Origin of the sequence: Actinocorallia libanotica, from assembly GCF_039525175.1 — a bacterium.
Taxonomy (GTDB): Bacteria; Actinomycetota; Actinomycetes; order Streptosporangiales; family Streptosporangiaceae; genus Actinocorallia; species Actinocorallia libanotica.
In genome coordinates this window covers 36,966-54,779 of record NZ_BAAAHH010000037.1, presented here as the reverse complement: position 1 = coordinate 54,779, position 17,814 = coordinate 36,966, and the positions used below count along the sequence as shown (strand labels likewise).

Sequence of the window (17,814 nt, the reverse complement as noted above, 5' to 3'; positions counted from 1 at the left end):
ACTGCAGAGCAGGACGCCCGACCCCTCCAGGAGCAGCTGATGGCCGCGCAACCGCGGAGCCCCCGGGCGGTGGCGCGATGAGCGTGCACGTCGAGCGCCGCGGACCCGTCACGATCATCTCGTTGGACCGGCCCGAGGTCCGCAACGCCGTCGACTCCGAGCACGCGGCGCTGCTGACCGCGGCGTTCCAGGACTTCGACGCCGACGACGGCGCGGCGGTCGCCGTCCTGCACGGCAGGGGCGGGAACTTCTGCGCCGGGGCGGACCTCAAAGCGGTCGCTCGTGGTGACGTCGATGTCGGCGCTCCCGGGCAGGGTCCCGCCGGGATGGGTCCCACCCGGCTGCTGCTGGGCAAGCCCGTCATCGCCGCCGTCGAGGGACACGCCGTCGCCGGGGGGCTGGAGCTGGCGATCTGGGCGGATCTGCGGGTCGCCGACCCGGACGCGGTCTTCGGGGTGTTCTGTCGCCGGTGGGGCGTGCCGCTCATCGACGGCGGCACCATCCGCCTGCCCCGGCTGATCGGCCAGTCCCACGCCCTCGACCTCATCCTCACCGGCCGCCCCGTCACCGCCGAGGAGGCGCACCGGATGGGCCTGGCCAACCGCGTCAGCGCCCCGGGCGCCGCGCTGGACGAGGCCGTCGCCCTCGCCGAACGGCTGGCCGCGTTCCCGCAGACCTGCATGCGGCACGACCGGCTCTCGGCCTACGAGCAGCACGGCCTGCCGCTGCCCGAGGCGATCGACAACGAGTGGCGGCACGGCCTGGTCTCCCTGGCCGCCGACACCCTCGCGGGCGCCGCCCGGTTCGCCTCCGGCCAGGGGCGCCACGGCGCCTTCGACGGCGATCCGGCGCGCTCCTTCCCGTCCTCCGCAGGTCCGGAAAGTCCCTGAACCGGAACGGGCGCGGGTGTCGGGAGGCGCGGTCCGGCGGTCCTTCCGCCGTGCCCGCGTACCTCCTCGTGACCCGCGCCCGTGAAGTGCATGGACCCGTGACGTACGGGCCCCGTGATCGGCCGGCGGTGGAGCGTCCGGGCGGCTCAGCGGCGTCGGTGCTTGGGGGCGGAGCGCTTTTGCGGGGCCCGCTTGGGCTTGGGGGCGGGCTGCCGGGGGGCGCGGCCGCGGGAGCTGTTGGGGGTGCGGCCGCGGACGATGCCGATCAGTTCCTCCATGAGATCGGACGTCTCCTCCTCGGGCCAGGCCAGGCCGATCTGGGATCGGGGGGCGTCCGTCACGGGGCGGTAGGTGAGGTCCTTGCGGTGGTGGAGGCGGGCCAGGGATTGGGGAAGCAGCAGGACGCCGGCCTCTGACGCCACCAGTTCGATCGCGTCCGCCGTGCTCTCGGGGCGGGTGAAGGCGGGCTGTCCGGGGCGCTCGGCCCAGTCCAGGACCTCGTCGAGCGGTTCGAAGACGTCCTCGTCGGCGAGATCGGCGAGCTCCAGCTCGTCGACCGCGGCCACCACGTGCTCCTTGGGCACCACGACGACGGTCGTCTCCGTATAGAGCGGGATCACGTGCAGGGCCTCGCGGTCGACGGGCAGGCGCACGAACGCCGCCTCAGCGCCGCCGCCCCGCAGGAGGGGGACGGCCTCGGCGGCGGACGCCTGGATCAGCCGGAGCGGCACCTCGCGCACCCGCTCGGCCCAGACCCCCGCCCATTTCGCAGGCGTCACCCCCGGCGCGTAGGCCAGCCGGAACTCGGTCACCTCCCCAGCCTAGCGGCGTCCGGACGGCCCTCCCGCACTGGCTACCCTTGACCTCATGAGCACGTCCAAGTCGAAGACCCCGCAGACCATGAAGCCCGCGACCGCGGCCAAGAAGCTGGGGATCCTGCTGTCGGCAGCGCCCGCCGAATTCCAGGAGGGCGCCGTGTCCCGGGACGAGCTGAACGCGCTCCAGGCCGACCCGCCCTCCTGGCTCGCCGATCTGCGCCGCGAGGGCCCCCACCCCAAGCAGGTCGTCGCCGCCAAGCTCCGCGTCTCCGTCTCGGGCCTGGCCCGCGGCGGCGTCACGGGCCCCCTCACCACCGCCGAGATCGAGGCCTTGAAGGCCGCCAAGCCCGAGTGGCTGGAGCGCGAGCAGGCCACCCAGGCCGAGGTGCGCAACGAGGAGCTCCGACTCAAGCAGCAGCGCGCCAAGTCCTGACCCGCGAAGCGCGGAAGAACTCACCGGCCCCGGCCGTCCAGGCCTGCTCCTGGCGGCCGGTCCGCGCGGGGACGGGGCGCTGCGGGGCGGTCATCGGCCGGACTGCTCCAGAAGGGTGAGGGCGGTTTCGGCGGCGGCGAGGTCCTGGGTGCCGACACCGATGAGTTTGGCCACCGTGATGTCCTCCGGTGTACGGCGGCCGGGGATCCGGCCGGCCAGGACTTCGCCGATCTCGCCGTCGATGCGGTCGGCGGTCACCTCTCCGCGGGCGATGGCGGCGTGGACGTCTCCGTAGCGAAGGTTGAGTTCCCGGCTGTCGACGAAGACCCGGGTGGCGCGCCGCAAGCCGGTGCCGTCGAGTTCTCGCTTGTCCGGAGCGTCGGCGCCGAGCGCGGTGATGTGCTGTCCGGGGCGCAGCCAGGAGCCGAACAGGACGGGGGCGGGGCTGGCGGTCGCGGTGACGACGATGTCGGACCGCTGCACGGCCTGCCCGGGGTCCTCGGCGGCGGTGACCTCGGTGTGCGGTAGGTCTCGGCTCAGACGGGAGGCGAGTGCGGTCGCCCGGCCGTGGTCCCGGCCCCACACGCTGATCTGCCGGATCGGACGCACGAGGGTGAGCGCGCGGGCCTGCAGTTCGGCCTGCCTGCCGGTGCCCAGGATGGTCGCGCGGGCCGCGTCCGGGCGGGCCAGGGCGCGGGCGCAGACGGCTCCCGCTGCGGCCGTGCGGAGGTCGGAGAGGTGGTGCTCGTCCTCCAGCAGGGCGGTGACGGCGCCGGTCGTCGCGTCGAAGAGCGCTACGAACCCGCCGCCTTCGGGCAGGCCGCGGGCCCGGTTGCCGGGGAACCAGTTGGCGATCTTGACGAGGAAGTGGCGTCCTCCGGGCAGGTGGGCGGCCTTGATGTGGGAGTCCCCGCCGTCGGCCAGGGGGAGCACCACGACCGGAGCCTGGGCGCCGTCGGTGGTGCTGAACGCCGTGAGGGCCTCGGCCGCCGGCTCGATCAGGTCGGCGAGGCCCACCGCCGCACGGATCCGGTCGGCCGGGTAGCGGGGAAAGCCGGGCATGGGAGAGGTCCTCACTCGGGCAGGGTGTCCAGGGTTCCCCGGGCCACCATGGTCACTTCGCCGCCGACCCGGACGTTGTGCAGGTCTTCGGGCCGGCCCTGCGGGAGGACGGCGAGCAGGCTCGGCCGACCGGTGAAGCGCCCCTGCCGCAGCAGGAACTCCTCCTCGACGGGCACGATGCGGTGCTTGGCCAGATAAGCGCCGACGCAGCCGGCCGCACTGCCCGTCGCGATGTCCTCCAGGACGCCGTCGTTGTTCCAGTGGCGGCCTTCCAGTGCCTCGACGTCGACCAGGTACGCGAACTGCGCGCCGTGCCGCGCCATCAAGTCCGCGAAATCGCTGCGGACGATCCTCGCCTCGGCCAGCCCTCCCACCACCGGGACGATGAGGTAGCGCAGTCCGGTGGAGACGATTTCCAGGGGAAGGTCGGCGAGCGCCGACTCCGGCAGGCGCAGGGCCGCGGCGATCTCCGACCTGCCCGGTGCCGGTACGGTCGCGAGGAACTCCGGCCTCCCCTGGTCCAGTTCGGCGTGGTATCCGGCAGCCGTACGGCGGGTGGCCACCGCGACGGTCCTGCGGGGCAGGTGGAACCGCCAGCGCCGCACGCCGAGGTCCCCGGCGCGCTCGTGCAGGACGGCGGCCGCGCCCAGGACGGGGTGCCCGGCGAAGTCCAGCTCCTCGAAGAGGTCGAACACCCGGGCCTGGACCTCTCCCGCCTCGTCCGAGCGGCTCACGAAGATCGTTTCGAAGTGCCGGAGCTCCTGGGTGATCGCGAGCATCTGCGCGGCGGACAGGCCCGGGTCCTCGGGGAAGACGGCAAGGCCGTTGCCAGTGAACGCCCTGGCGGCGAACACGTCGACATGCCGGTAGCTCAGGGGCGTGCGGGTCTCAGGGCCGGTGCGGTGGTGGCTGGTCACGGCTCGACACTAGGCGGGTCCGGCCGTCCGGTCGTGGTCCAATCTAGGTAAAGTGGACTATATGCATCGTGCTGTGCGGCACGTCCCGGCGTCGCAGTTCCCCCGTCTGCTCGGCGACTGGCGTGTCGGCGGCGGCTCGCTCGCCGGGCGGCTGGCCGTCGCCGTGGAGAAGGCCGTCCACGACGGCAGGCTGCCGCTGGGGGTGCGGCTTCCCGCCGAACGCCTCCTCGCCGACGAGCTCGGACTCGCCAGGGGCACCGTGGCGGCGTGCTACCGCATCCTGCGAGCCGAGCAGCTGATCATCACCCGGACCGGCTCCGGCAGCACCACCTCCCTGCCGCCCCGGCTGCGCGACCGCCTTTCGCCGTGGGCCAGCGACCGAGGCCGGGCGGGCAGGAGCGGCGCGGCGCTCGACCTGACCAGAGCGGAGCCCGCGGCGCCGTTCGACGAACTCCTGCAGGCGGTGCACGCGGCGGCCGACGCCCTGCCCGCCCTGCTGCACGACACCGCCGACGGCGGTGGACCGTCGGCGCTGCACTCCGCCATCGCCGACGCCCACTGCGCTCAGGGGTTCGCGACCCGCGGCGAGAACCTCCTTCTGACCAGCGGCGCCGACGCCGCGCTGAACCTGCTCAGCGCGGCGTATCTGCGCCAGAGCAGCAGAGTCGTCCTGGACTCCCCCACCTATCCCGGCGCGCTCGCCGCGTTCCGCGCCGCCGGTGCCAGGCTCGTCGCGCAGCCCCTCGGCCCCACCGGCTGGGACATCCCCGCCCTCGACCGCGCCCTCCAGGCGGCCCGGCCGTCCCTGACCTATCTGATCCCGGACTTCCACAATCCCACCGGCCTGCTGATGGGCGAGGAAGAGCGCGGTGAACTCCGGCGCCGCCTGCGCGCCCACGACACCGTGGTCGTCTTCGACGAGACCATGCGGGACCTCGACCTGCGCGAGCCCGTCTCCCCGCCGCCTCGCGCCGTCACGCGCGCCGGCGACCGCGACGTCGTCCATGTGGGCTCCCTGAGCAAGTCCCTGTGGCCGGGCCTGCGCGTGGGGTGGATCCGTGCCCACCCCGACGTCATCCGCCGTCTGGCGGCGCTCCCCCTCGCGGCCGCCCTCGCGCCCTCACCGTTCGACCGGCTCGTCGCGACCCGGCTCATGGAGCACCGGGAGGCGATCCTCGACCGCCGGCGCGCCCAGCTGCGCGCACAGCGCGACCACCTGGCCTCCCGCCTGTCCGCACTGCCGTGGTGCCGCTTCCGGACACCGCAGGGCGGCCTGTCCCTGTGGCTCGAACTCCTCGACGCCGACTCCAGCCGGCTGGCCGCCCTCGCAGCCGCACGCGGCCTCTCCCTCACGCCGGGCTTCCACTTCTCCCCCGACGGCGCCTTGGACCGCTACCTGCGACTCCCCTTCACCCTCCCGCCCGAGGCGCTCGACGCCGCGGTCGACCGGCTCACCGAGGCCCATGCCGCTTTGGAAAGCACTCCGTGACCGGCTCCCGCCCACCGCCGAGGCCCCGCCCGTCCGGCCGGACGCCCGGTTCAGACGGTCGGGGCCAGGCGTATGAGGCGTGCTTCTGCGGCGTGCTTCTCAGCTCCCGGAAGGCGTGCGGTCGGCCTGGTCGGTGACGGTGAGGACGACCTTGCCGGTGGTGCGGCCGGTCGCGACGAGGTCGTGCGCCGCCGCGGCCTCGGCCAGGGGGAACGTCCGGGCGAGGCGGACCCTGAGCCGTCCGTCGCGGACCAGGCGGGCGAGGGCTTCCAGTCCGGCGCCGTCGGGGTCGACGAGGTAGGCGGCGGCGCGTACGCCGAGTTCGGCGGCGCGCTCGTGCAGGCCGGGGGTCCAGGCGGCCTGGCCGCAGACCAGGACCCCGCCGGGGCGCAGGCATTCCAGCGCCTCCAGGCCCGGAGCGCCCCCGAACATCTGGATGACGGCGTCCACGTCCCGTACCGCCTCGGGGACCTTGGCGGCGGTGTAGTCGACCGCCTCGTCGACGCCCAGTTCGTACAGGAGTGAGTGCTTGGCGGCGCTGGCGGTGCCGATCACGTGGGCGCCCAGGGACTTGGCGATCTGGACGGCCAGGTGGCCGACCCCGCCCGCCGCGCCCGAGACCAGCACCCGCTCCCCCTCGCCGACCCGGGCGACCTCGGTGAGCATCTGCCAGGCGGTCAGTCCGGCCAGCGGAAGCGCCGCGGCCTCCGTGAAGGTCAGTTCCGGCGGCATCAGCGCGAAGTGCCGGGCGGGCGCGGCGACGTACTCGGCGTAGCCGCCGGCGGCCCGCGGGAACCACGGCATGCCGAAGACCGCGTCTCCCGGCCGGAAGCGGGTCACGCCGTAGCCGGTCTTCTCCACCACGCCCGCGACGTCCCAGCCGTTGACGAACGGCAGGTCGAGCACCCGGTTGTAGGCGGCCCCCTGCCGCGTGTAGACGTCCACCGGGTTGACCCCGGCCGCGACCACCCTGACCTGCACCTCCCCGAAGACCGGTTCCGGTGCCTCGGTCTCCACCAGGCCCATCGTCTCGGTCCCGCCCCATGCGTCCTGCCGTATCGCGCGCATCTCCGCCCACTTTCCCCGTTGGGTCCTTGATCCCGGGGAGATTTACATACATGCTGTATGTATGTCAATGCTCGCAGGGAAGCGCGGAGGTGGCGAAGCGGTGGCCCGCGAAGTTCAGCGCCGGGTCGCGGGCGCGCAGCCGGCAGACTCGGCACCGGTTCTCGGGCGCGCAGCCAGCAGGCTTGGCGCCTGCTCTCTGCGACCCCAAGACCGGTCACCCGCGCGAATTGACCCCGACCAGCGGTGGGAGCAGCCGGGCCCGTTTGGGACGTGCCTTCAAGACGTGACCTGGACCGGCCGCCCGCGCGAGTCGGCTTCGGGCAGCGGTGGACGCGGCCGAGCCCGGTTCGGACGTGCTTTCGAGACGTGTCCGGGGTCGTTCACCCGTGCGAACGGGTCCCGGTCAGCGGTGGGCGCAGCCGGAGCCGGTACGGCCTGTGAGGCCCGTCAGCAGCGCTTCGAGCTGGGTGATGGTGTCCTCCAGCACCGCGCGGGGGTCGTCGGCGCCGGCGATGTCCAGCGCGCTCTCGCACAGTCCCCCGTACAGCAGGGAGGTCAGGGGGGCCAGCGGGCGGTCGGGGATGCAGCCCGCCTCGACGGACAGGGCCAGCCCGATGCGCAGCTGCTCCTTGCAACCGGCCTGGATGCCGCGCATCACCGTCCAGCCGAGCGCGCCCGGCGCCTCGACCAGGGTGATCCGGCGCACCGCGGGCTCCAGGGACGCCTCCAGCATCGCGCGGCTGCCCGCGACCAGCCCGTCCCAGGGGTCGCGTTCGGCGAGGAAGGCCCGCCGCACCACGGCGCCGAGCTCCTTCTGCTCGGCCGCGTACACCTCGCGGAAGATCTGCTCCTTGTTCTCGAAGTGGTGGTAGAACGCCCCGCGCGTCACCCCGGCCCGGTCGCAGATCGCGCCCAGCGAGGTGCCCGCGAACCCCTCCGCGACGAACAGCTCGCGCGCCGCGGCCACCAGAGCCGCCGTGGTCGCCCTCGTCCGCTCCTGCTGACTGCGGCGCGAACCCGACTTCGTCTCCACCTGTCCGTCCCCTCCCTGCCTGCACCGAGAGTAAGGGAAACCCGCAGAACATGCCTGACGGCCTGTGGATACACCGGCCCTCCGCGGCGGCCGACCGGTCCGAGCAGGGCGAAGCCCAGCTACGGCCTTTCTCCCGGCGGAGCTTTGCCGTACCTGGTCGTCACAGGACGCCGCCCGCCTCGTCGTGGAAGACCTCCGGCCAGTACCGGTAGTCGTCCGGGTCTTCGGCCGGGCGGCAGGCCACCGGGTCGACCGAGGCCAGCACCTCGATCATGGTGTCGGCGAGCTGATGGTAGAAGTCCTGCGTGAAGCCGTGCTCCTCGTCGAGCTCGTGTTCCCGGCGGTGGAGCCAGATGGTGAAGACGAGCGTGGAGATGTCGGCGTTGACCGGGACGACCTGGTCGGAGCCCAATTCCGTGTAGAACAGGGCACCGGTCCTGCCGTCGATCAGGACGGTGAAGTCGTGGACCAGGCCGCCGAGCACCACCAGATGCTCCGCCTCCGGAGGCAGCCGCTCGTCGCCGCGCCACAGGTGGGCGTGCTGGGGCCTGCTCTGCGAGTCGGCCCAGTCCTCCGGGAGCGTGGGAAGCGGCCCGGGGTCGGGCCCGTAGAACATGAATCCGTCCTCGGGCAGGCCCACCTCGGTCAGGAAACGACGAGTCTGCGGATGGACGAGGGCCGGAGGCAGCCGGTCGGCCGTGAGCCTCACTCTCTCCTCCGCCTCGAACAGCTCATCCGGCAGGTCCAGGGCCAGTCCGTCCCCAGGCCCGGCGACCAGTCCGAGCGGCCGTATCACCGCCGCGATCCGCCACAATGCCGGCAGCGGATGCTCCCAGCCGGACCGCGGACCGGCCGGACCCCAGCCGTCCTCACCCCACTCCGCCTCGGTGAAGACCTCGGTCAGCAACCGCTCCGCCTCACCCACGGCCTCCGGGCCCGTCCGCCCGACCAGCCCTGCGAACCTGCCGCGCAGACCCCGGAAGTCGTCCACCGCGGCGAGGAACCCGAGCAGCGCCCCGACCGACGGGGCCAGCGGAAACAGCTCCGCCCCGTCCGGCGACTTCGCATAGAGCCACATGCTGAACACCCGACCGGTCCCGCCGTCGAGGACGACCTCCTCGCCCTCCTTGTCCCCCTCGACGATCAGGTGGCCGATCAGCAGCAGCTCGGCGAGATCCTCATCGAGTTCCGACGGATCACCGTCCAACGCCGCCACCCGCTCACGGACCGTCGACAACGACGACTCGCAGAGCGGGTGAAAACTCACCAGGCCGTGCCCGTCCAGCCGCTCCCCCAGCGCCAGAGCGCGACGCGTCGGCTCATGGGTGATCAGCGGATGCGGTGCGCACCCGGACACGACGGCTCCGGTCTCCGACACGGTTCTCCCATGCAGTACGAATACGAATATCTCCCCCACCCTAGATCGACGACCATGACGTCCGTGCCCGTGCGGAAGACGAACGCCTCGGTGGCAAGCCCACCTCGTTCCGGGCCGTCGGCGACGGCCCGGGCGGGTTGTCGGTGCTGCGACACAACGTCGTCATGTTCCGCGGATCGCGTCGGGGCCGAGCAGGGCTTTGAGGTCGCCGTAGAACGCCGGGGCGGGGGTGACCTGGAAGGGTTCGAGGTCCATCAGGACGCTCTTGGCGCCGTGGCGGTGCATGAGCAGGTGGACCGGGGTTCGGCCGGGGTGGGTGGTCAGGATCTGTTTGAGCTCCTGGACGAGTCTCGGGTTCACTCGGCTCTCGTGGAGGGTGATCACCACGGGGGTTCCGGTGTCGGTTTGGGAGACGTCGAGCGGGGTGATCTCCTCGACGTAGATGCTCGTTGTCTCGTCGCGCGTGTTGGTCCTGCCTCGGGCGGAGACGACGCGGTCCTCGGCCAGGGCTTCGCCGTACAGGGTGTAGGCCTTGGGGAAGACGAGGCATTCCACCGCGGCGTCGTGGTCTTCCAGGGTGACGATCGCCCAGGGGTTGCCCTGCTTGGTGACCTTGCGCTGCAGGCTAGAGATGATCCCGGCCACCTGTACGGGGCCGTCCGTGCGGCCGGAAGACAGGAGGCGGGCGATCGTGGTGTCGCGGTTGGCCTTCAGGATCCGCTCGGTGCCGTCCAAGGGGTGGGCCGAGACGTACAGGCCGAGCATCTCGCGCTCGAAGGCCAGCAGGATGCTCTTGTCCCACTCCTCCTGGGGGATCGCGACCGAGAAGGAGCTCTCGCCGGGTTCGTCGAGGGCGCCGAAGAGGGAGTCCTGGCCTTGGGCCTGGTGGCGTTTGACGTCGATGATCGCGTCGATGGCCTGTTCGTGGACCGCGACGAGGGACTTGCGCCGGTGGCCGAGGCCGTCGAACGCGCCGGCCTTGGCCAGTGATTCGATGACGCGCTTGTTGCAGACGATCGGCGGGACCTTGTTCAGGAAGTCGTTGAAGTCGGTGTAGGCGCCCTTCTCGCGGCGGGCTTTGACGATCGCCGCGACGACGTTCGCGCCGACGTTGCGGATCGCGCCGAGACCGAAGCGGATGTCCTGGCCGACGGCGGCGAAGTTCAGCTCGCTGTCGTTGACGTCCGGGGGCAGTACTTTGATGCCGAGGCGGCGGCAGTCCGACAGGTAGACCGCCATCTTGTCCTTGTCGTCGCCGACCGAGGTGAGCAGCGCGGCGAGGTATTCGGCGGGATGGTTGGCCTTGAGGTAGGCCGTCCAGTAGGACACGACGCCGTACCCGGCGGTGTGCGACTTGTTGAAGCCGTAGCCGGAGAACGGGACGAGCACGTCCCACACGGCTTTGACGGCCTCGTCGGAGAAGCCGCGTTCCCCCATACCGGCGGAGAACTTGCCCCACTCGGCGTCCAGGACCTCCTTCTTCTTCTTGCCCATCGCGCGGCGCAGCATGTCGGCGCCGCCGAGGGAGTACCCGGCGAGTTGCTGGGCGATCGCCATGACCTGCTCCTGGAAGACCACCAGGTGGTAGGTGTCCCCCAGGATCGGCTCCAGCGCTTCTTCGAGCTCCGGGTGGATCGGCTCCACCTTCTGCTTGCCGGTCTTGCGCAGCGCGTAGTTGGTGTGGGCGTTCATCTCCATCGGCCCCGGCCGGTACAGGGCGTTGACCGCGGCGATGTCGGTGAACACCGTCGGCTGCATCAGCCGCAGCAGGACCCGCATCCCGCCGCTGTCGAGCTGGAACACCCCGAGGGTGTCGCCGCGCGCCAGAAGCTCGTAGGTCCTGCGGTCGTCGAAGGGGACCTCGCGGATGTCGATCTCGACGCGTTTGTTGGCCTTGACGTTCGCGATCGCGTCGTTGATGACGGTGAGGTTGCGCAGTCCGAGGAAGTCCATCTTGAGCAGGCCCATCTCCTCGGCCTGTGTGAAGGGGAAGGCGGTGATGACCGGGCCGTCCTGCTTCGGCTTCACCAGGGGCAGCACGTCGACCAGCGGCTCGGACGACAGGATCACGCCCGCGGCGTGGACGCCGGTGCCGCGGGTCAGGCCCTCCACGCCCGTCGCGGTGTCGACGATCCGTTTGACGTCGGGCTCCTCGGCGTACATCTTCCGCAGTTCGGCGGCCTCGCCGTGGCGGGGGTGGCCCTCGTCGCGGATGGCCGACAGCGGGATCTCCTTGCCGCCGACGGCGGCCGGGAAGGCCTTGGTGATGCGGTCGCCGAGCGCGTACGGGTAGCCCAGGACCCGGCAGGCGTCCTTCACGGCGGCCTTCGCCTTGATGGTGCCGAAGGTGACGATCTGGCACACCCGGTCGTCGCCGTACTTCTCCGTGACGTAGTTGATCATCTCGTCCCGGCGGCGGTCGTCGAAGTCCAGGTCGACGTCGGGCATCGTGATGCGCTCGGGGTTGAGGAAGCGCTCGAAGATCAGCTTGTGCTCGATCGGGTCGAGCTCGGTGATGCCCGTGCAGTAGGCGACCATCGACCCGGTCGCCGAGCCGCGCCCCGGACCGAGGCCGATGCCGTTGGCGCGGGCGTGGCGGCAGATGTCGGCGACCACGAGGAAGTAGCCGGGGAAGCCCATGTCGTCGATCACCGAAAGCTCGTAGTCGATGCGTTCCACGACCTCCTGGGGCGGGTCGCCCCTGTAGCGGCGCCGCGCGCCGGCCAGCGCCTCCTTGCGCAGCCAGGAGGACTCGTTCTCGCCGTCGGGGACGGGGAACTTCGGCATGAGGTCGCGGTGGGCGAACACTTCCCCGTAGTCGGCGACGCGTTCGGCGATCAGGAGCGTGTTGTCGCACGCGCCGGGGACCTCCGTGTCCCACAGCGCTCGCATCTGCTCGGCGGTCTTGATGAAGTAGCCGCTCCCGGAGAACCGGAAACGCTTCTGGTCGGCGAGCTGCTTGCCGGTGCCGATGCACAGGAGGGCGTCGTGCGCCTGGGCCTGGTCCTCGGTCACGTAGTGGGAGTCGTTGGTGGCCAGAGGCGGCAGGTCCAGCTCCTTTCCCAAACGGAGCAGGTCGTCGCGGACGCGGCGTTCGATGGCTATGCCGTGGTCCATCAGCTCCAGGAAGTAGTTCTCCTTGCCGAAGATGTCGCGGTATCCGGCGGCGGTCTCGACGGCCTTGTCGTACTGGCCCAGGCGCAGCCGCGTCTGCACCGCGCCCGAGGGGCAGCCGGTCGTGGCGATGATGCCTCTGCCGTGCTCGGCGAGCAGCTCGTCGTCCATCCGGGGGTACTTCTGCGCGTGGCCTTCGAGCCAGGCCCTCGACTGGAGGCGGAAGAGATTCCGCAGCCCCTCGGCGTCGGCGGCCCACATCGTCATGTGGGTGTAGAGGCCGCGGCCGGAGACGTCACCGCCTTCTCCGGTGTCGTCGTTGGACTTGCGCAGCGCGAGGTCGTCGCTCCAGTAGACGGCCTCCTTGCGGAACCGGGAGCCGGGTGCGACATAGGCCTCTATGCCGATGACCGGCTTGACGCCGGCCCGCTCGGCCGAATGGTAGAACTCGTACGCGCCGTGCACGTTGCCGTGGTCGCTCATCGCCACGGCGGGCATCCCCTGCCGGGACACCTCCCGCATCAGCAGGCCGACCTTGGCCGCGCCGTCGAGCATGCTGTACTCGGTGTGCACGTGGAGATGCACGAAGGAACGCACCGATATCCACATCCCCTGGTTGTAGATTTATCCGCGAGCCCGTGCATTCGACCCGAGAGCGAGTGGTGTTGTCCAACAATCGACACGCCGACAATCCACAACCAGCTGTTGTGCATGGAGGTGAGGTGGACCTCGACCTCGCCGCGGTCCGCGCCTTCTTCGCCGTCACCGAGGACCGGTACTTCAGCGAGGCCGCGGCCGCGCTGGGGATCAGCCAGCAGGCCGTCTCCAAACGCATCGCCAAACTCGAATCCGACCTCGGCATGCGGCTGCTGTCCCGCTCACGCACCGGGGCGGAGCTCACCGAGGACGGGAAGGCGTTCCTCCCCCACGCGCGCGCCCTCGTCAACGCCGCCGACCAGGCGCTCTCCCTGCTGCGGGACCGGCGCCGCGCGCTCCGCGTCGACGTGCTGGACACCCGGACGGCGGCCATCGACCTGGTCCAGGGGTTCTATGAGACCGCCAGGGAGGCCGACATCGAGATCATCACCTCGGACGGGCTCCGATCCGCACGCGACACCCTCACGCGCGGGACCGTCGACGCGGCCTTCTGCCGGGTCACCGCGACGGTGGAGGGCCTCGTCCGCATACCGGCCTACCTGGAACCGGTGCACCTGCTGGTCAGCCGCGGCCACCCCCTCGCCGAACGGCGCCAGGTGGAGATCACGCAACTGGCCGGAACCACCGTATGGATGCCCGGCAACGCCGCCGGGAGCGAATGGGCCGAATACCACTGCTACCTCGGCGCCGCCTTCGGCATCGGCATCGACGCCTCCGGACCCAACTTCGGCTACGAGCACTTCGTGAACGAGGTCGCCGCCGGCGAGCAGGCCAGCCTCGTCGGGGAGAGGTCACGCCTGCCCTGGCACCCGGACACCGTCCAGATCCCCCTCGTCGACCCCGTGCCCGTCTATCCGTGGTCGCTGCTCCACCACCCCCGGAACCGGCACCCGGCCCTGCAACTGCTCGTCCGCCACATCACGAACAGCCACCGGCCCTTCGACCCGCGACGCCAATGGCTTCCGGACCCCGACCGCGCCCTCTTCACCGCAGGCCCCGAGCACCGTTGAACGCCGGCCGGGCCGGGGCGGCAGGATCAAGAGGCTCGCTGGTCCTTGTGCACCACGGCCATCTGCGCCTGCTCGGCCTGGCATGCCCAGCGGTCGACCGACTCCACCGGGACCCCTCCTATCTGGGCCGCACGGTGGGCCGGGACGCCTTCGGCGCGGGCGGCGAGGATGGCGCGGCGGACCCTCTCGGCCGTCGCCTCCAGGCGGAACTCCGCGTCCTGGTGCTCAAAGCCCGCCTCGGCCAACTCGCTCAGCACGGCGGCCTGATGCGCCTGCTCCGGGCTTTCGGCGGCCGCCCGGGCGAGTTCCCGCTCCTCCGCCGCGGCATGCTCCTTCTCGGTGCGATCGGCGACCTCGGCCATCCCCTCTATCACCTCCAGCGCCTCACTCAACGCCGCGGCGGCGTCCAGCGACGCCCTGTAGTCGGCGTCGACCTCCCACAAGGGATCGGTCGGCCCCAGCCCATGGCGGCGTTCACCCGACTGGCGCACCCGGTCCGACCACATCCCCATGGCTATCTGCGCCGCCTTCACCGCCTGCACGACCTTCTCGTAATCGTTCATCCCGACCTCTCCATCCGACGCATCGGCGAAGTACATCCTGCACCGGCATCAGCGCACCGCTGCATCCCTCCTTCCCCCTTCGTGACGCACGGCACCGTTTCCGGGGCCCGCCACAAAGAGGTGTCCAGGCCGCCACACCAAGATCACTCGGCGGCACCGCCTCCGCCGTCCGGCTCCACGAACGCGTCGCGGGCACGGCCCGGCTCCCGCAGCCCGCATCTGTCCGGTATCCCCGCCCGCCCGACTCTGCGGGAGTTGCGTGACAAGGTGGACCAGATGGGCTTGGCGCACGCCAAGCAGCACTGCTTCAACTGACCGACGAGCCGCCGCTTTCGTCTGACCCGCGCCACCCGGGAGAGTTCATGCAGGACATCCGTTTCCCGACTCCGACCTCGACGTCCTGGTGGTCGGCTCCGGCGACACCGACGGAGCCCCGTGGCGCAGGGCCCGCCCCCTGCCGGTCGACCTCCTGGTCCGCACCGCCTGGACGGTCAACGACCTGCCCCATCCCTCACTCGACCTGGGCACCTTCCCACGCCACCTCGACGACCTGGCCATCCCTCCGGACGCCCCCGCCCGCCTCCGCCAGATCCTCCGGGCACCGGCCGCCACCGCGCTCCGGCTGCAACTCGACCTCCTCGACCGGCTCGAGCCGCACCTCGGCGCCCGACGCGAGGACTGCTGAGCCGCCCCGAACCGATGGATGATCACCCACTCGGCGGTGACCGCCGTCAGGGCCGGTCGGGGCCGCCGGCTTCGCCGGGGGCGATGTGGCCCCTGGCCTGCAGGGCCGCCTCGGAGCTGGGGTGGGAGGGGATGAGCTGGTGGATGCCGGTCATCTGCAGCAGGCGGAACAGCCGGTCGGGCGGAGCGGCCAAGGCCAGGTGACCGCCTTCGGCGTTGAGCCGCCGGAACAGTATGATCAACGCGCTCAGGCCGGTCGAGTCGCAGAAGGACACCTGGGACATCTCCAGGACCACATCGGTGATGCCGGGGCGGACGGCGGCCGCGATCCGCTCGTCGAACAGATCGCTGGTGTGCAGGTCGAGGTCTCCGGCGACGGTGAGCACGGCGGCCTTGCCGTGCTCGGCGGCCAAAGCGATGCTCAGCTGCGAAGCGTGCATGCGGTGTCCTTCTTCAGGTTGAGGAGACTAAAGATCCGAAGGCGGGGCGGCGCCCACCGCCATGTCGACCGCCAGTTCCGCCTCCACCGGACCTTCCTCGGCGGCCTCCGACGGATGGGTCAAGGCGTGCAGCGCCAGGACGGCGATGTCGTCGCCGGAGCCCTGGACGAAGGTGTCCAGCATCGCGATGGTATCGGCGACGATACTCGGTGCGGAGATCCTCGCTTCCCGGGACACCCGGTTCACGTGCGCGGCCAGGCGCTGCTGGAGGCCCTCGTGTCCCAGGATGCCGCCCCCGTCCGGGCGCGCCTCGATGAGGCCGTCGGTGTAGGCCAGCAGTCCGTCCCCCGGTGCCAGGTGCAGTGTGGTGGAGGAGAAGACGGCCTCCGGCAGGGCGCCGATCAGCATCCCGTACACCTCCACCGACTCCACCCGTGCGGGCTCGCCGGGCCGGGGCGCGCGCAGGAGCATCATCGGCGGATGTCCGCCTGTGGCGACCTTCACGGTGAAACCGCCGTCCGCGGCGGGCTCCAGGATGCCGAACACCGCGGTGCAGAACCTGCCCCCATGGTGGGGGTCGAGGTTCAAAGCGGTGTTCAGCTCCTCCAGCACCTTCTCGGGATCGTCCTGGTGCAGGGCGGCGGCGCGCAGGGTGTAGCGGATCAGCGAGGTGACGGACGCGGCCACGGCGCCCTTGCCGCACACGTCCCCGACGAAGAACGCCCACCGCCGGTGGTCCAGGGCGAACACGTCGTAGAAGTCGCCGCCCACATGGCGGGAGGAGGCCGTCTGGTAATGGCTGGCCAGCTCCATGCCCGAGATCCGCGGCAGCGCCGGGGGGACCAGGGTGCGCTGCAAAGTGGTGGCGAACCGCTCCACCTCGGCCTGCTGGCGCTCGGCCTCCTCGCGCAGACGCCGTTCCTCCTGCAGCATCTGCAGCGCCGACAGCCGCAGCTCCAGCCTGTCCATCACCAGGGCGGCGAGGTCGGCCAGCGCGGCCGCCGACTGCGGGCCGAACCGGCGGGGGCGGGTGTCCATCACGCTCACCGTGCCGATCCGGTGCCCCTGGGAGGTGATGATCGGCGCCGCCGCGTAGAACCCCACCCCCGGCGCACCGGTGACCAGCGGATGAGAGCGCGCCACCGCGTCGGCCCGGGCGTCCCGGACGGCCATGGGCTTTCCGCACTCGATCACCGACGTGCACAGGCCGGGCTCGCAGCCGACCTGCCGCACCCCCTCCAACCCGTGGGCGGCCTTGAACCAGACCCGGTCGGCGTCCACGAACGCCACCGTCGCCATCGGTGTCTTGAGCAGCCGGGCCGCCATGGCCGCGATCCGGTCGAAGGCCTCCTCCGGCGGGCTGTCGAGGATGTCGTAGCGGTGCACCGCAGCCAGCCGTGCCCGCTCATCGAGCTTGTGCGAGAGGTCCGTCACCGGGCCGGGATCCGGACGGGCGCCGGTCCGCCCACGCGCCACGGTGGCCTGAGCCGTTCCGGGAGATGTCCGTCCACCCATCGTTGGTCCCACCAGCGCACTCCCTGCATAACATTTCAGTGCAACGGCTGATCTTAGCGGCCTTTTCCACGACACTTGGGCCTGGTGCTCTCCTGCGGCCCGTACCCTGCGGCCGCGCTTCAGGAGGCAGGTGCGGCTCTTTCCAGAATCCTCGGGAACCCGAGAGATCGTACAGATGAGGGAAGCATCACTGTGTCGTCCCAGGCTGTATCGGTAACGAAACTCCAGTGAGTATGAGAACGGCGGTCGAGGAGATCGCCGTGGACACCGAGGAGCAGCTGGCCTCCGGACTGTGGCGGTTGACCGACGGCGATCGTGCGATCGCCGAGAGGCTGTGGACGCTGCTGGGGCGGCCGGCCGACGGGTCGATGTCGCTGGCAGGAAGGATGCTCAGGCTGCGTGAGGCTCTGGCCGTCGTCGCGATGGCCGCCGCGCTCTCCCGCGGACAGCTGGCACGGGTGCTGAACCGGTGCGCGGTCGTCTTCTCCCCCCTGCTGCAGTGGCGCACCGAGCCGGTCGGCCTCCGCGTGGTTCCGGACGTCCTCATCGTGCACTCTGATCACGTCAACGATGCGGAGCAGGCCCTGACCCGGCTGCGCTCCTTGGTGGCCACCGTCAAGGAGCGGGCATGAGCAGACGGAGAGCGCCCGGATCTTCGGCCTTCCCCCCTCCGGACCAGCACATCCAGGAAAGGAAGCGATTGCCGTATCCTGCCTACCAGCAGGAGCGGGGCCGCTTCGGGA

The 17,814-nt window shown here is 71.3% G+C and carries 16 protein-coding genes; 6 read left to right on the top strand and 10 right to left on the bottom strand.

Going from position 1 to position 17,814, the window contains the following annotated elements; all coding sequences use genetic code 11:
• Nucleotides 1-77 precede the first annotated feature (77 nt).
• On the top strand, nt 78-890 hold the full coding sequence (locus tag ABD140_RS32450; protein WP_344245378.1) for a crotonase/enoyl-CoA hydratase family protein: 813 nt from the start codon (nt 78-80) through the stop codon (nt 888-890).
• A gap of 146 nt (nt 891-1,036) precedes the next feature.
• Here ABD140_RS32450 and ABD140_RS32445 read toward each other — a convergent pair whose 3' ends face one another.
• Nucleotides 1,037-1,702 carry a LysR family transcriptional regulator substrate-binding protein gene (locus ABD140_RS32445; protein ID WP_344245376.1) on the bottom strand — a complete coding sequence of 222 codons (666 nt, stop codon included), beginning with the start codon at nt 1,700-1,702 and terminating at the stop codon, nt 1,037-1,039.
• Between the two features lie 55 nt (nt 1,703-1,757).
• Between ABD140_RS32445 and ABD140_RS32440 the strand changes: the two genes are divergently transcribed.
• Nucleotides 1,758-2,141, top strand: a complete 384-nt coding sequence (locus ABD140_RS32440; RefSeq protein ID WP_344245374.1) for a DUF5997 family protein — start codon at nt 1,758-1,760, stop codon at nt 2,139-2,141.
• Nucleotides 2,142-2,231: 90 nt separating this feature from the next.
• On the opposite strand, the gene ABD140_RS32435 is transcribed toward ABD140_RS32440, so the two are convergent.
• Nucleotides 2,232-3,203: an ornithine cyclodeaminase family protein gene (locus tag ABD140_RS32435; protein WP_344245372.1), complete on the bottom strand. Its 972-nt coding sequence runs from the start codon at nt 3,201-3,203 to the stop codon at nt 2,232-2,234.
• Between the two features lie 11 nt (nt 3,204-3,214).
• On the bottom strand, nt 3,215-4,120 hold the full coding sequence (locus ABD140_RS32430) for a PhzF family phenazine biosynthesis protein (RefSeq protein ID WP_344245370.1): 906 nt from the start codon (nt 4,118-4,120) through the stop codon (nt 3,215-3,217).
• Nucleotides 4,121-4,181: 61 nt separating this feature from the next.
• On the opposite strand from ABD140_RS32430, the gene ABD140_RS32425 reads away from it, so the two are divergent.
• Nucleotides 4,182-5,609, top strand: coding sequence for an aminotransferase-like domain-containing protein (locus ABD140_RS32425; protein ID WP_344245368.1), 1,428 nt, complete (start codon nt 4,182-4,184; stop codon nt 5,607-5,609).
• Between the two features lie 99 nt (nt 5,610-5,708).
• Here ABD140_RS32425 and ABD140_RS32420 read toward each other — a convergent pair whose 3' ends face one another.
• From ABD140_RS32420 to dnaE, 4 genes are all read right to left on the bottom strand, one after another.
• Nucleotides 5,709-6,677, bottom strand: a complete 969-nt coding sequence (locus ABD140_RS32420; RefSeq protein ID WP_344245366.1) for an NADP-dependent oxidoreductase — start codon at nt 6,675-6,677, stop codon at nt 5,709-5,711.
• A gap of 403 nt (nt 6,678-7,080) precedes the next feature.
• Nucleotides 7,081-7,710 (bottom strand): TetR/AcrR family transcriptional regulator, encoded by a 630-nt coding sequence (locus ABD140_RS32415; protein WP_344245364.1) that lies wholly within the window; start codon nt 7,708-7,710, stop codon nt 7,081-7,083.
• Between the two features lie 160 nt (nt 7,711-7,870).
• Nucleotides 7,871-9,088 (bottom strand): SUKH-4 family immunity protein, encoded by a 1,218-nt coding sequence (locus tag ABD140_RS32410; protein WP_344245362.1) that lies wholly within the window; start codon nt 9,086-9,088, stop codon nt 7,871-7,873.
• 162 nt (nt 9,089-9,250) lie between these two features.
• Nucleotides 9,251-12,811, bottom strand: a complete 3,561-nt coding sequence (gene dnaE, locus ABD140_RS32405) for a DNA polymerase III subunit alpha (RefSeq protein ID WP_344245360.1) — start codon at nt 12,809-12,811, stop codon at nt 9,251-9,253.
• Between the two features lie 113 nt (nt 12,812-12,924).
• On the opposite strand from dnaE, the gene ABD140_RS32400 reads away from it, so the two are divergent.
• Nucleotides 12,925-13,869 (top strand): LysR family transcriptional regulator, encoded by a 945-nt coding sequence (locus tag ABD140_RS32400; protein WP_344245358.1) that lies wholly within the window; start codon nt 12,925-12,927, stop codon nt 13,867-13,869.
• Nucleotides 13,870-13,895: 26 nt separating this feature from the next.
• Here the strand turns inward: ABD140_RS32400 and ABD140_RS32395 are convergent, their stop codons facing one another.
• On the bottom strand, nt 13,896-14,432 hold the full coding sequence (locus ABD140_RS32395; protein ID WP_344245356.1) for a hypothetical protein: 537 nt from the start codon (nt 14,430-14,432) through the stop codon (nt 13,896-13,898).
• 403 nt (nt 14,433-14,835) lie between these two features.
• Here ABD140_RS32395 and ABD140_RS32390 point away from each other — a divergent pair, with 403 nt between their 5' ends.
• On the top strand, nt 14,836-15,117 hold the full coding sequence (locus tag ABD140_RS32390; RefSeq protein ID WP_344245354.1) for a hypothetical protein: 282 nt from the start codon (nt 14,836-14,838) through the stop codon (nt 15,115-15,117).
• A 46-nt stretch (nt 15,118-15,163) separates the two neighbouring features.
• On the opposite strand, the gene ABD140_RS32385 is transcribed toward ABD140_RS32390, so the two are convergent.
• Both ABD140_RS32385 and ABD140_RS32380 read right to left on the bottom strand, forming a co-directional pair.
• Nucleotides 15,164-15,556 (bottom strand): STAS domain-containing protein, encoded by a 393-nt coding sequence (locus tag ABD140_RS32385; protein ID WP_344245352.1) that lies wholly within the window; start codon nt 15,554-15,556, stop codon nt 15,164-15,166.
• A gap of 27 nt (nt 15,557-15,583) precedes the next feature.
• A complete protein-coding gene (locus tag ABD140_RS32380) occupies nt 15,584-16,990 on the bottom strand; it encodes a PP2C family protein-serine/threonine phosphatase (RefSeq protein ID WP_344245350.1) in 1,407 nt (468 codons plus the stop codon).
• Between the two features lie 308 nt (nt 16,991-17,298).
• Between ABD140_RS32380 and ABD140_RS32375 the strand changes: the two genes are divergently transcribed.
• Entirely contained in the window at nt 17,299-17,703 is a 405-nt protein-coding gene (locus ABD140_RS32375) for a hypothetical protein (RefSeq protein WP_344245348.1), read from the top strand.
• Nucleotides 17,704-17,814 lie beyond the last annotated feature (111 nt).

Excerpts from the sequence above, each read along its gene's own strand:
- ABD140_RS32385 (WP_344245352.1), bottom strand. The coding sequence starts at position 15,556 with ATGCACGCTTCGCAGCTGAGCATCGCTTTGGCCGCCGAGCACGGCAAG.
- ABD140_RS32420 (WP_344245366.1), bottom strand. The coding sequence starts at position 6,677 with ATGCGCGCGATACGGCAGGACGCATGGGGCGGGACCGAGACGATGGGC.
- dnaE (WP_344245360.1), bottom strand. The coding sequence starts at position 12,811 with ATGTGGATATCGGTGCGTTCCTTCGTGCATCTCCACGTGCACACCGAG.
- ABD140_RS32395 (WP_344245356.1), bottom strand. The coding sequence starts at position 14,432 with ATGAACGATTACGAGAAGGTCGTGCAGGCGGTGAAGGCGGCGCAGATA.
- ABD140_RS32425 (WP_344245368.1), top strand. The coding sequence starts at position 4,182 with ATGCATCGTGCTGTGCGGCACGTCCCGGCGTCGCAGTTCCCCCGTCTG.
- ABD140_RS32435 (WP_344245372.1), bottom strand. The coding sequence starts at position 3,203 with ATGCCCGGCTTTCCCCGCTACCCGGCCGACCGGATCCGTGCGGCGGTG.
- ABD140_RS32450 (WP_344245378.1), top strand. The coding sequence starts at position 78 with ATGAGCGTGCACGTCGAGCGCCGCGGACCCGTCACGATCATCTCGTTG.
- ABD140_RS32440 (WP_344245374.1), top strand. The coding sequence starts at position 1,758 with ATGAGCACGTCCAAGTCGAAGACCCCGCAGACCATGAAGCCCGCGACC.